Origin of the sequence: Streptomyces sp. NPDC102360, from assembly GCF_044766085.1 — a bacterium.
Classification (GTDB): Bacteria; Actinomycetota; Actinomycetes; order Streptomycetales; family Streptomycetaceae; genus Streptomyces.
The window spans coordinates 45,692-58,897 of the sequence record NZ_JBIWLG010000001.1; the positions used below are offsets into that span (position 1 = coordinate 45,692).

10 protein-coding genes are annotated in these 13,206 nt (G+C 72.5%); 8 read left to right on the forward strand and 2 right to left on the reverse strand.

Features of this window, described 5'->3' with window-relative positions; genetic code table 11:
- Positions 1 to 33: 33 nt before the first annotated feature.
- Together ACIRHA_RS00225 and ACIRHA_RS00230 are read right to left on the reverse strand one after the other, a co-directional pair.
- Positions 34 to 1,110: a FecCD family ABC transporter permease gene (locus ACIRHA_RS00225; RefSeq protein ID WP_403842027.1), complete on the reverse strand. Its 1,077-nt coding sequence runs from the start codon at positions 1,108 to 1,110 to the stop codon at positions 34 to 36.
- A 2-nt stretch (positions 1,111 to 1,112) separates the two neighbouring features.
- The gene (locus tag ACIRHA_RS00230) at positions 1,113 to 2,165 is read right to left on the reverse strand and encodes a FecCD family ABC transporter permease (protein ID WP_403838175.1); all 1,053 of its coding nucleotides are present in this window, start codon (positions 2,163 to 2,165) and stop codon (positions 1,113 to 1,115) included.
- Between the two features lie 71 nt (positions 2,166 to 2,236).
- Between ACIRHA_RS00230 and fes the strand changes: the two genes are divergently transcribed.
- From fes to ACIRHA_RS00270, 8 genes are all read left to right on the forward strand, one after another.
- Positions 2,237 to 3,562: an enterochelin esterase gene (gene fes / locus ACIRHA_RS00235; protein ID WP_403838177.1), complete on the forward strand. Its 1,326-nt coding sequence runs from the start codon at positions 2,237 to 2,239 to the stop codon at positions 3,560 to 3,562.
- A 68-nt stretch (positions 3,563 to 3,630) separates the two neighbouring features.
- Positions 3,631 to 4,632, forward strand: a complete 1,002-nt coding sequence (locus ACIRHA_RS00240) for an ABC transporter substrate-binding protein (RefSeq protein ID WP_403838179.1) — start codon at positions 3,631 to 3,633, stop codon at positions 4,630 to 4,632.
- On the forward strand, positions 4,629 to 5,438 hold the full coding sequence (locus ACIRHA_RS00245) for a 2,3-dihydro-2,3-dihydroxybenzoate dehydrogenase (protein WP_403838180.1): 810 nt from the start codon (positions 4,629 to 4,631) through the stop codon (positions 5,436 to 5,438). Before ACIRHA_RS00240 ends, ACIRHA_RS00245 begins: the two co-directional genes overlap by 4 nt.
- Positions 5,439 to 5,581: 143 nt before the next feature.
- Positions 5,582 to 6,778 (forward strand): isochorismate synthase, encoded by a 1,197-nt coding sequence (locus ACIRHA_RS00250; protein WP_403838182.1) that lies wholly within the window; start codon positions 5,582 to 5,584, stop codon positions 6,776 to 6,778.
- Positions 6,775 to 8,409, forward strand: coding sequence for a (2,3-dihydroxybenzoyl)adenylate synthase (locus ACIRHA_RS00255; protein ID WP_403838184.1), 1,635 nt, complete (start codon positions 6,775 to 6,777; stop codon positions 8,407 to 8,409). The genes ACIRHA_RS00250 and ACIRHA_RS00255 overlap by 4 nt, the downstream gene beginning before the upstream one ends.
- 14 nt (positions 8,410 to 8,423) lie before the next feature.
- Positions 8,424 to 9,065: an isochorismatase family protein gene (locus tag ACIRHA_RS00260; protein WP_403838186.1), complete on the forward strand. Its 642-nt coding sequence runs from the start codon at positions 8,424 to 8,426 to the stop codon at positions 9,063 to 9,065.
- Positions 9,062 to 9,301 carry a phosphopantetheine-binding protein gene (locus ACIRHA_RS00265; protein WP_403838188.1) on the forward strand — a complete coding sequence of 80 codons (240 nt, stop codon included), beginning with the start codon at positions 9,062 to 9,064 and terminating at the stop codon, positions 9,299 to 9,301. The genes ACIRHA_RS00260 and ACIRHA_RS00265 overlap by 4 nt, the downstream gene beginning before the upstream one ends.
- Entirely contained in the window at positions 9,298 to 13,191 is a 3,894-nt protein-coding gene (locus ACIRHA_RS00270) for an amino acid adenylation domain-containing protein (RefSeq protein ID WP_403838190.1), read from the forward strand. Before ACIRHA_RS00265 ends, ACIRHA_RS00270 begins: the two co-directional genes overlap by 4 nt.
- Positions 13,192 to 13,206 lie beyond the last annotated feature (15 nt).

Here is a 13,206-nt window from a genome sequence, read left to right on the forward strand (position 1 = left end):
CCCCACGGCCCCGTGCCGTGGGGCGCGTTCGTGTCACACGTGGTGAGCCCTGCGCTCCCGCAAGAGCAGCCACGCCAGGAACAGGCCGCCCGCCACGCCCGTCACCACGCCCACCGGCATCAGCGCCGAACCGGTCACCCGTTGCGTCAGCAGATCGGCGGCCGTCACCAGGAGGGCGCCCATCCACGCGGCGGGGAGCACGTTCGGTCCTGCCGCGCGGGTGACGCGGCGGGCCAGCTGGGGGGAGGCCATGGCGAGGAACGGGATCGGGCCCGCCGCGGCGACCGCCATCGCGGTAACACCCGTGCCCGCGCACAGCAGGATCAGCCGGCTGCGCTCCGGCGGCACACCGAGGGCGCCCGCCGTGTCGTCGCCCATCTCCAGCATCGTCAGCCGGCGCCCGAACACCATCACCACGGGGACGCAGACGATCAGGCCGATCGCGGCCGTCCAGGCCTCGGTCCAGCCGCGGTCGTTGAGTGAGCCGATCGTCCAGCTCGCGGCCTGGGCCGCCTTGCCGATGTCGGCACGGACGTAGAGGAAGCTGGTCGCAGCCCCGAGCACCGCGGAGACCCCGATGCCGACGAGCACGAGGCGGTAGCCGTGCACGCCCCGGCGCCAGGCGAGCAGATAGACGGCGGTGGCCGTGGCGAAGCCGCCGACGAGCGCGCCGAGCGCGGTCTGCGCTGCGCCCGCGTCGAGGAAGATGATCGCGACGAGCGCCCCCGCCGACGCGCCGTTGCCGAACCCGATGATGTCCGGGCTGCCCAGCGGATTGCGGGTGAGCGACTGGAAGACGGCGCCCGCCATGCCCGTCCCGAAGCCGACGAGAACCGCCACGACGGCGCGCGGCAGCCGCAGGTCGAGCACGATGAACTCGGCGCCCGGCGGCCCGTTCCCCGCGAACGTCCGCAGCACTTCCATCGGCGACAGCGCGTACGTGCCCGTGCCGACGGAGAGCACCACCAGGCACGCCGTGACCACGATCAGCGCCAGGCAGACGAGCACCGTGCGCGGGTCGAAGCGGACCGAGAACCTGCCCGCCCGCAGTCTCCCGCGGCGCAACTCGGCCTTGAAGGCGCGGGGTTCCTCCTTCTTCAGGGACGCCAGGGTCACAGCTGTGCCACCTTCCGCTGACGTACGAGGTGGACGAAGATCAGCCCGCCGATGAACGACGTGACGATGTCCGCCTGGATTTCCGACGGCGCCACCACGACCCGGCCGATGACATCGGCCACGAGCAGCAGGGTGGGCGCGAACAGCGCGCAGAAGGGCAGCATCCAGCGCGGATCGGGGCCCGTGAACGCGCGGACCGCGTGCGGGATCATCAGGCCGACGAAGCCGATCGGCCCGCACACGGCGGTGGCGCTGCCGCACAGCAGCGTGATGGCCACGATCGACAGGACCCGGGTGCGGCGCACCGAGGTGCCGAGCGCGCGGGCGTGGTCCTCGCCGAGCGAGAGGGCGCCGAGCGGCCGGGCGAGCGCGAACGCGAGGAGCGCACCGGCGATCAGCAACGGCAGGGCGGTGAGCAGGAGTTCGGGGTCGCGCTTCTCCAGCGTGCCGACGGACCAGAAGCGCATCGAGTCGAGCGTGCTCAGGTCCCACTGCTGCAAGCCGTTGACGTAACCGAACAGAGCCGCGTTGACGGCCGTGCCGGCGAGCGCGAGGCGCACCGGCGTCGCCGACCGGGTGCCGCCCAGGGCGTTGACGACGACGGCGGCGACGGCGGCGCCGAGCAGCGCGAACCACAGATACCCGGTGAACGACGTGATGCCGAACACGCTGATCGCGGTGACGACGGCGGCCGATGAGCCCGCGTTCACCCCGAGCAGCCCGGGGTCGGCGAGGGGGTTGCGGGTCAGCACCTGCATCACGCCGCCCGCGAGGCCGAGCGCCGCGCCCACGGCGATGCCGATGAGCGTTCGCGGCAACCGCAGTTCACGAACGATGTTGTCGCTCGGGGAGCCGGACGGCGAGAAGAGCCCGCTCCACACCTGGCCGGGCGCGAGGTGTTCGGTGCCCACCGCGAGCGAGAGGGCGGCCGCCGCGACGAGCAGCGCCAGGCCGATCAGGAGTCCCGCGGTGCGGGGTGGGCGGCTGCGCGGCTCGGTGGCCGGGAGTTGCTGTGTTCCGCCGGGGCGGAGTCGTATTCCTGCGGGCATGTGGTTAGCTTAGGCTAACCTAAGTTCATGTGCTAACAATTACGTCAACAGAACATCCGGGAAGAGGAGATATGAGCGTCCAGTCCGTTGCCGCCCTGCCGGACCACCGGCCGGACCGCGTCACCGGTGCCCGCGTCGCGCGCCTCAAGGAGCGCATCGCCGCGGCCGACGACGCTCAACGTGCTTACTTCGCCGCGGAGTTCTGGCGGGAGGCCGCCGCGCGGGGCACGCCATTCGTCGAGGAGCTCGACGACGCGCCCGACCACCGGGCGGTCACCTTCCTGTGGCGCGGCCACCGCGCCACCCGGCAGGTGCTGCTCATGGTCAGCCACCTCGGCGACCGCGCCCACCTCGCGGGCTCCCTCATGGAACAGATCCCGGGCACCGACATCTGGCACTTCGGCCTGCGGCTGCGCGCGGACCACCGTGCCTCGTACCGGATCGCCGCCGACATCTCGGCGAAGGAGCCGCCCGAGGACCCCGAGGTGCTGCAGGCGCGACTGCGTTCCCTGGCGGTGCACGCGGCACACGACCCGCTCAACTCCCGCCGCCTCCCCACCCGGTGGGGCGCGGGCGACAGCTCCGTCTTCGCCCTGCCCGCGGCCCCCGCCCCGGCCTGGACCGAGCGGCGCGGCACCGTGCCCGCCGGGCGCGTCGAACGGCACAGGATCGGCGCCGCGGCACTGGGCGGCGGACGCGACGTGAGCGGCGAACGCGACGTATGGGTGTATGTGCCGCCCGGTTCCCGCGAGGACATCGAACGGCTGCCCGTCCTCGTGCTCTGCGACGGAGACATGTGGTTCGGCCGCCTCGGACTGCAGCACACCCTCGACTCCCTGATCGCCGACGGGCTGCTGCCGCCGCTGGCCGTGCTCGCGCCGGACGCCGTCGACCGGGACACCCGCAACCGTGAACTCGGCGCGCGGGACGCCTTCGTGGAGTTCCTCGCGGACGAGTTGCTGCCGTGGGCGGCGGGCCGCTGGCCCCTCGCCACGGACCCGGCGCGCACCGTCGTCGCGGGACAGAGCCTCGGCGGACTCGCCGCCCTGCACGCGGGCCGGCTGCGACCGGACCGTTTCGGACATGTTGTCGCCCAGTCGCCCTCGCTGTGGTGGCGGCCGAGCCTGTCGCCGGGCGTCGTGCAGAAACACATCGCCGGCGTGCCGTGGCTCGTCGCCCGGTACGCGGAGACCGACCCCGCGCCGATCACCGTCCACCTCGACGCGGGGCTGCACGAGGGCCCGATGGCCGACCACTGCCGCGCGCTCTACGACACGCTGCACTCGGCCCGCTACCAGGTCACCCGCAACGAGTTCAACGGCGGGCACGACTACGCCTGTTGGCACGTCGCCCTCGCCGACTCACTGGTTCGACTGCTCGGTGCCGCCCCCGCCTAGCACGGCGCCCCGGACTTCCCCCCACACACCACCTCTCTCATCTCATTGCCCCAAGGAGCCCTGCGAACATGTCCTCCCCGATCCCGAGAACCCGCCGCGCCGCCCTCATACCGGCCGTCGCCGCCGCGGGGGCCCTGCTCCTGAGCGCCTGCGGCAGCGACAGCGACAGCGACAGCGGCGACGCCGCCGACAACGCCGCGAAGGCCGGGTCCGCGTCCACGACGCGGCAGCTCACCGACGCGCAGGGCCGCAAGGTCAAGGTGCCGAGCGCCCCCAAGAAGGTCGTCGCGCTCAGCGAGCCGACCCTCGACGCGGCGCTCGCCCTTGGCGTCGAGCCGGTCGGCACCACCGCGGGCCGCGGCCAGCAGGGCGTGTCCTCGTACCTCGCCGACAAGGCCGCCTCGTCGCAGGTCGTCGCCTCCGTCGCCGAGGCCGACATGGAGAAGCTCGCCGCGCTCCAGCCCGACCTGATCCTCCTCGACGAGACGACCGGCGCGAAGAAGACCGTCGACAAGCTCCAGGAGATCGCGCCGACCGTCGTCACCGCGAAGCTCAACGAGAACTGGAAGACGGCCTTCACCGACACCGCGGACGCCCTCAACAAGAAGGCCGACGCCGAGAAGTGGCTCGCCGACTTCGACACGCAGGTCGCAGACACGAAGGAGAAGCTCGGCGACAACGCCGGCACGTCCGTCTCCGTCATCCGCTGGCAGGACGGCGCGCCCTCCGTCGTCGGCAAGGGCGAGGGCCACGTCGGCTCGACGCTCAAGGCGCTCGGCATGGACCGTCCCAAGGACCAGCAGGGCGCGAGCACCGGGCACAGCGAGCCGGTCTCCCTGGAGAAGCTCGCGACCATCGACGGCGACTGGCTGTTCTTCGGCGCACTCGGCAGCGAGGACGACAGCCAGAAGTCCTACGAGGAGGCCCGGAAGGTCACCAACTTCGGCAAGTTGAAGGCCGAGAAGGACGGCCACGTCGTCGTCATCGACGGCTCGGCGTGGAACAGCGCGGGCGGCCCCATCGCCGCGCGGACCGTCCTCGACGACATCAAGGGGGCGCTCACCAAGTGATCCCCGCGATATCTGGTCAGGACCTGGCCGGCCGGCTCGCCCTCGTCACGGGGGCGGGCCGGGGGATCGGCGAGGCGGTCGTCGCCGCGCTCGCCGGGCGCGGCGCGCGTGTGCTGGCCACGGACCTGGATGCCGAGGCCGTCGCGAAGGCGGTGGCCCCGTACGCCGAAGGGCAGGTCGTCGGCCGTGCCCTCGACGTCACCGACGCGGCGGCCGTCGAGGCGCTCGTCGCCGACGCCGAGGTCGGCCTCGGCCCTCTCGACATCGCGGTCAACGTCGCGGGGATCCTGCGTGGTTCGCCCGTCGTGGACCTCGCCGACGAGGACTGGGCGGCCTGCTTCGCCGTCAATACGAACGGTGTCATGCATGTCTCGCGTGCCGTCGCCCGTCGTATGACACGGCGCGGCGGCGGGAGCATCGTCACTGTCGCGTCCAACGCGGCCGGGATTCCCCGCCACGGCATGGCGGCGTATGCCGCGTCGAAGGCGGCCACCGCGATGTTCACCAAATGCCTCGGGCTTGAGGTCGCCGCACACGGAGTGCGGTGCAACAACGTGTGTCCCGGGTCGACGCTCACCGATATGCAGCGTGGCATGTGGGAGGCGGCTCCCGGGGGTGACGCGGAGGCCGGTGCGCGGTCCGTCATCGAGGGGGACCTTGCTGCTCACCGCACCGGTATTCCACTCGGGCGCATCGCCGATCCCGAGGACATCGCGGAGGCGGTCGCGTTCCTCGCGTGCGACAGGGCTCGGCACATCACGATGCAGGACCTGTACGTCGACGGCGGCGCGACCCTCCGGGGCTGACCGGGGGCCGTTCCTACGCCACGGGGCTCCGCCCCGGGCCCCGCTGCTCAATCGCCGCAGGGGCTTGAAAGATCGGGGCGCTGCCCCGGCCCCCGCGCCTCAATCGCCGGCGGGGCTTGAATTGCCCAACTTTGGAGACGCCCATGACAACGGTTGCCAGTACCCGTGTGCCCGAGCTGGTTCTGCCCGGGTCCGCCACCGCGCTCCTCGAGGAGTACGCGCCCGGCACCGATCGCTTTCTCGCCACCCCGTACCGCACGCTCCTCGGGCGTGGCGTTGTCGCTGAACTTCCGCACAGAGAAGGGCCGTTGAGTCCCCGCGTGCAGGCGCTGCTCGATGCCCGACGCCGTGCCGGTGACCCGAATCCCGTCGTGATGGGGGCCCTGCCCTTCGACCCCGGCGCGGCGCCCGCCCTCGCCGTGCCGGAGGCCGTGCGATGGGCGCCGCCGCTGCGCGAGGATCCGCTCATCGCACTGCCCGTGCCGCCCACCGGGGACGCCGCGGACTGGACGGTGCGCGAGGTCCCGGAGCCCGGGGTGTACGGCGCCGCCGTCGCCGCGGCCGTCGAGCGCATGAAGGCCGGTGAGTTCGACAAGGTCGTCCTCGCCCGCACCCTCGAACTGACCGCACCGCAGGCACCGGACCTCCCCACGATGCTGCGCCGCCTGGCCCGCCGCGACCCGGCCGGCTACACCTTCGCCGTGCCCAGCGCCCCCGGCCGTACGCTCATCGGCGCGAGCCCCGAACTCCTCGTGTCCCGCACGGGATCCACGCTCACCGCCAACCCCCTCGCGGGCTCCGCGCCCCGCTCCGCCGACCTCGCCGAGGACGTGCGCCGCGCCGCCGCGCTGCTGGAGTCGGCGAAGGACCTGCACGAGCACGCCGTCGTGGTGGACGCGGTGCGCGCGGCCCTCGCCCCGTTCTGCCGGACCATCGACATACCCGCCCGCCCCACCCTCGTACGGACGGCCGCCATGTGGCATCTGTCCACCACCGTGACCGGCGAAGTCGCCGACCCCGAGCGCGCCACCGCCCTCGACCTCGCTGCCGCCCTGCACCCGACCCCCGCGGTGTGCGGCACCCCGACCGGCCTGGCGCGCCAAGTCATCGCGGAATCCGAGCCGTTCGACCGCGGCGCCTACACCGGGATGGTCGGCTGGCAGAACGCGGACGGCGACGGCGAGTGGGTCGTCACCATCCGCTGCGCCGAGGCCGAGGGCAATCTGCTGCGCCTGTTCGCGGGCGCGGGGGTCGTCGCCGAGTCCTCGCCCGAGGCGGAGACCGCCGAGACCGGCGCGAAGTTCCGTACGTTCCTGAACGCCGTGGGAGCCGCCCTGTGACCAGCCCCCTCACCCCCGGCGTCGACGCCCCCACCTGGCCCGCCGAGTACGCCGAGCGCTACCGCGCGGCCGGGTACTGGCGTGGCGAGACCTTCGGCGGGGTGCTGCGCGAGCGCGCCGCCTCCCACCCCGACCGGATCGCCCTCGTGGACCCGGCCCCGTCCAGACGCACCTGGACCTACGGCCAACTCGACCACCAGGCCGACAGGTTGGCCGCCGGGTTCGCGGCGCGCGGCATACGCAAGGGAGACCGCGTCGTCGTCCAGCTGCCGAACGTCGGCGAGTTCGTCGAGGTCGTCTTCGCCCTGTTCCGCATCGGCGCACTGCCCGTGTACGCGCTGCCCGCGCACCGCGAGAGCGAGATCGCGTACTTCTGCTCCTTCACAGAGGCCGTCGCCTACGTGATTCCGGAACGGCACGCCGGCTTCGACCACCGGGCGCTCGCGAGCAAGGTCAAGGCCGAGACCATGTCCCTCAAGCACGTTTTCGTCGCCGGGGGCGACCCCGGCGAGCACACCCCTCTGTCCGAAGTGCCGTGCGATCCCGTGGAGTTGGACGGACCCCAGCCGCACGAGCTGGCCTTCCTCCAGCTGTCCGGCGGCACCACCGGGCGGCCCAAGCTCATCCCGCGCACCCACGACGACTACCTGTACTCGCTGTGGGGCTCGAACGAGATCTGCGGCGTCGACGCCGACACCCGCTTCCTCGTTGTCCTGCCCGCCGCCCACAACTACCCGATGAGCAGCCCGGGTTGGCTCGGAGTCCTGTACGCGGGCGGCACCGTCGTGCTCGCGCCCGCGCCCGACCCTGACACCGCGTTCCCGCTCGTCGCGAGCGAGCGGATCACCATGACCGGGCTCGTCCCGCCGCTCGCCCTCGTCTGGACCGACTCGGCGGCCGCCACCGCGTACGACCTGTCGAGTCTGGAACTCGCCCTCGTCGGCGGCGCCAAATACAGCGAACAGGCCGCGCGCCGCCTCGAACCCGCCCTCGGCTGCCGACTGATGCAGGTCTTCGGGATGGCCGAAGGACTCGTCAACTACACGCGCCTGGACGACGATCCGGAGACGGTCGTCGCCACGCAAGGGCTGCCGATCTCCCCGGACGACGAGGTGCGCGTCGTCGACGACGCCGACCAGGACGTCCCCGACGGCGGCTTCGGTCATCTGCTCACCCGCGGCCCGTACACCATCCGCGGCTACTGGCGCGCCCCCGAGCACAACGCCCGTTCCTTCACCGCCGACGGTTTCTACCGCACCGGCGACATCGTGCGGCGCACCCCGACCGGGCACCTCGTCGTCGAGGGCCGGGCGAAGGACCAGATCAACCGGGGTGGCGAGAAGATCGCCCCGGAGGAGATCGAGAACATCCTTCTCGCCCACCCCGCCGTGCACGACGTCTCCGTCGTCGGCGTCCCCGACGAGTTCCTCGGCGAACGCTCCCTCGCCTACGTCGTCCTGCGCGCGGACGCCGAACCCCTGAGGTCCGTCGCCGTGAAGCGCTTCGTACGGGAGCGGGGCGTGGCCGCGTACAAGGTGCCCGACCTCGTCGAATTCGTCGACGCCTTCCCGCAGACCGGCATCGGGAAGATCAGCAAGAAGCACCAGCGGTCCGCCGCCGAGCAGCACTGAGAGGTACCCCCACCATGGCCCTGCCCGCCATCGCCGCCTACCCGCTCCCGACACCCGGAGAACTCCCCGCGAACCGCGTTTCCTGGACCGTCGACCCGGCCCGCGCCGTGCTGCTCGTGCACGACCTCCAGCACCACTTCCTCGCCAAGTACCCGCAAGCCGAACAGCCGTTGACCGGCATGCTCGACAACACCGCCCGGCTGCTCAAGGAGAGCCGCGCGCTCGGCATCCCCGTGTACTACTCCGCGCAGCGCGGCGGCCAGACCCCCGAGGAGCGCGGGCTCCAGCTCGACTTCTGGGGGCCCGGCGTCGCCGACGACCCCGCCGTCCTCGCCATGCCGGAGGCCGTGGCACCCGAGGACGGCGACACGGTCCTCACCAAGTGGAAGTACAGCGCGTTCGTCCGCACCGAACTCGACGAGCTGATGCGGGAGTCGGGCCGCGACCAGCTGGTGATCGTCGGCGTGTACGCGCACATCGGCGTCATGATCAGCGCCGCCGACGCGTGGATGCGGGACATCCAGGCGTTCGTCGTCGCCGACGCCGTCGCCGACTTCACCCGCGAGGACCACGACATGGCGCTGCGCTGGGCCGCGGGCCGCTGCGCCGTCGTCACCACCACCGAGGCGCTCATCGAGGAGGTACGGGCCGCATGACCACGCTCACCGTTCAGAGGATCCGCGAGGACGTCGCCGACTGCCTGGACGAGGACGACCCCGCCGAGATACCCCTCGACGAGAACCTCGTCGACTACGGGCTCGACTCCATACGCGTCATGACCCTGCTGGAGCGCTGGCGCAGGGACCACGGCGCCGAGGCCTCGTTCGTCGACCTCGCCGAACAGCCGGCCATCGAGGCCTGGGCGAAGATCCTGGGGGTGGCCGCCTCATGACCGCACTGATCAGCGAGCCCACCGAGGCCCGTGACCTGGTTCTGCCGCTCACCTCCGCCCAGTCCGGCATGTGGTTCGCGCAGGCCATCGACCCGCTCAGCCCCGCGCAGAACACCGCCGAGTACCTGGAGATCGAAGGCGACATCGACCCGGAGCTCTTCGCCGAGGCACTGCGCCGGGTCGTCGCCGAGGCCGACGCGCTGCGCGTCCGCGTCGAGGACACCGCCGACGGGCCGCGCCAACGCGTGTGCGGCCATGTCGAGTTGCCGCTGACCGTGCGCGAGGACCTGAGCGAGGACGAGGCCCTGGCCTGGATGCGCGCCGACCTCGCCGAGCCCTGCGACCTGGCCACAGGGCCGCTGTTCGGGCACGCCCTGTTCCGCGTGGGGGAGCGGCGCTGGCTCTGGTACCAGCGCATCCACCACCTCGTCATCGACGGCTTCGGCTACTCCCTCCTCGTCGGCCGGACCGCCGCCGTCTACACGGCACTCGTGCGCGGCGACGACCCGGGCCCCCGCGCCTTCGAGACGCTCGCCGACCTGCTGGCCGTCGACGCCGAGTACCGCGCGTCCGACGCCTTCGCCGCCGACCGCGCGCACTGGGGCGAGGCCTTCGCCGACCGCCCGGAGGCACCCCGGCTCGCGGGGCGCGGCGCGCTGCCGTCCCGCACCTTCCATCGCCGTACGGCACGGATCGCGCCGGAGACGACCGAGGGGCTCAAGCAACTTGCCGCGAGCACCCGGGCCACCTGGCCCGACGTCCTCATCGCGGCGCAGGCCCTCTACACGTCGCGCGCGAGTGGCCGCGAGGACGTCGTCCTCGGCCTGCCGATGATGGGCCGCATGGGATCGGTCGCGCTGCGCGTCCCCGGCATGGTCATGAACGTGCTGCCGCTGCGCCTGACCGTCACCCCGGGCGCCACCTTCGCGGAACTCGTCCGCCAAGTGGTCCTCGGCGTAAGGGAAGTGCGGCGCCACCAGCGCTACCGCTACGAGGACATCCGCCGCGACCTCGGCCTGCTCGGCGAGAGCCGCGGCCTCGTCGGACCGCTCGTCAACGTCATGCCGTTCGACTACGGCGCCGAGTTCGCGGGCGCCCCGGCCCGCGCCCACAACCTGTCGGCAGGACCGGTCGACGACCTCACGGTCAACATCTACGACCGCGCCGACGGCCGCGGTCTGCGCATCGACCACGACGGCAACCCGGCCCTCTACGAGGACGAGGACCTCGCCGCGCACCAGACCCGGTTCCTCGACCTCCTCGGCCGGCTCGCCGAGACCGACCCGCAGGCCCCGCTCGCCACGCACACCATCGCCACGCCCGCCGAACTCGCCCTTGTCCTCGACGAGTTCAACCGCACGGAACGGGCCCTGCCGCCCACCACCCTCATCGGCCCGATCGAGGCACAGGCCGCCCGCACCCCCGATGCGACCGCGCTCGTGTATGACGGCACGGTGCTCACGTACGCGCAACTCAACGCACGGGCCAACCAATTGGCGCGCCACCTGCAAGCACTGGGTGCGGCCCCCGGCCGCCTCGTCGCGGTCTCCGTCCCCCGCTCGGCCGAGCTGATCGTGACGCTCCTCGCCGTCCTCAAGTCCGGCGCCGCGTACCTGCCGCTCGACCCCGACTACCCCGAGCAGCGCCTCACGTACATGCTCCAGGACGCCGAGCCCGTCTGCGCCGTCACCGACGTCGCGGACCGCCTCCCGGCCGGCGCGGGCACACCGCTGGTCGTCCTCGAAGGGCTCGACCTCTCCGCGTACGCCACCGTCGACCCGGCCCGCGCTCTCACCCCCGCCCACCCCGCGTACGTCATCTACACCTCCGGCTCGACCGGCCGGCCCAAGGGTGTCGTCGTCCCGCACTCCGCGATCGACAACCGCTTGCGCTGGATGCAGCACGAGTACGGCATCGGGGCTGCGGACGTCGTACTCCAGAAGACACCATCCTCGTTCGACGTGTCGGTGTGGGAGTTCTTCTGGCCGCTGCGCGAGGGCGCGACGCTCGTCGTCGCCGAACCGGGCGGCCACAAGGACCCGGCTTACCTGGCCCGGATCATCCGCCAACAGGCCGTCACCACATGCCACTTCGTGCCGTCCATGCTCCAGGTGTTCCTCGCCGAACCGGACGCCGCGTCGTGCGCGGGCGCGCTGCGCCGCGTCTTCTGCAGCGGTGAGGCCCTGCCCCGCGAGACGGCGAACACCTTCGCGCGGACCCTCCCCGGCGTGGCCCTGCACAACCTGTACGGCCCGACGGAGGCCGCCGTCGACGTCACGTACCACGCCTGCGAGCCCTCCGGCGCCGGGCCGGTGCCCATCGGCCGCCCGGTGTGGAACACCCGCCTGTACGTCCTCGACCCGGCCGGGCAGCCGTGCCCGCCCGGAGTCATCGGCGAACTGCACCTCGCAGGCCGCCAGTTGGCGGACGGCTACCTCAACCGTCCCGAGCTGACCGAAGAGCGCTTCGTGCCGGACCCCTTCACGCCGTACGAGGGCCTTCGCATGTACCGCACCGGCGACCTCGCGCGCTGGACCGGACGCGGCGAGGTCGAGTACCTCGGCCGCACCGACCACCAGGTCAAACTGCGCGGCCAGCGCATCGAACTCGGCGAGATCGAGGCTGAGTTGGCGGCCCAGGAGGGCGTCGACGGTTCGTGCGCGCTGGTCCTCGACGACCGCCTCATCGGCTACGTGACAGGGGACTCGCCCGACCCCGCGCAACTCCGCGCCGCGCTCTCGCGCACCCTGCCCGAGCACATGGTGCCCTCGGCGATCGTGCCGCTCGACGCGTTCCCGCTCAGCCCCAACGGCAAGCTGGACCGTCGCGAACTCCCGAAGCCCGCCTTCACGGGCAGCGGTGCCAGGCGCCCGTCGACCCCGCGCGAGGAGACGCTCACCCGCCTCTTCGCCGAAGTCCTCGACGCCGAGGGAGCGGGCCCCGACGACGCCTTCTTCGACCTGGGCGGCACCTCGCTGCTCGCGGTCCGCCTCGTCAACCGGGTCCGCGAGGAACTGGGCGCGGAGCTGACCATCGGCTCGCTCTTCGCGTCGCCGACACCGGCGGCGCTCGCGGCCCGCATCGACGACGCGTCACCGGTGTCCACGGACGCCCTGGGTGTCGTGCTGCCGCTGCGCCGCGAGGGCTCCCGCCCACCGCTCTTCGCGATCCACCCGGCGGGCGGCATCTCCTGGTGCTACGCGGGCCTGACCGCGCGCCTCGACCGCGACCAGCCGGTGCACGGACTGCAGGCGCGCGGACTGACCTCGGAGGGCGCGCTGCCGGGCACTCTGGGGGAGCAGGCGGCGGACTACGTGGACGAGATCCGCCGGATCCGCCCGCACGGCCCGTACCGGCTCATCGGCTGGTCGGTCGGCGGCATCCTCGCGCACACGGTCGCCGTGCTGCTCCAAGAAGCGGGCGAACAGGTCGAACTCCTCGCCCTGCTCGACGCGTTCCCCGCCGAACAGTGGCGCGAGCGCCCCGCTCCGGAGGAGGGCGACGCCCTCACGGCCGTCCTGCGCATGGCCGGCTTCGAGCGCACCGACGAGGCCACCCGCGAGGACGTCCTGGCCACGCTGCGCAGGGCGGGCAGCCCGCTCGCAGGACTCAAGGACGGCACGCTGTCGCGGATCGTCGACATCGTCCCCAACCACGCCCGCATGATGCGCGCCCACGAACACCGGAGCTTCGAGGGCGACGTCCTGTTCTTCACGGCTGCCGCCCCGCGCCCCGAGGACTGGCTGACCCGCGAGGCATGGCGCCCGCACATCACCGGCCGGATCACCAACCACGATCTGCCGTGCACCCACCCGGAGCTGCTCAAGGAGGAGCACGTGGAGCGGATCGCGCAGGCTCTCGCGGCCCGCTTGAAGGAGCTGGACGCCTGACGCAGGCGTACCGTG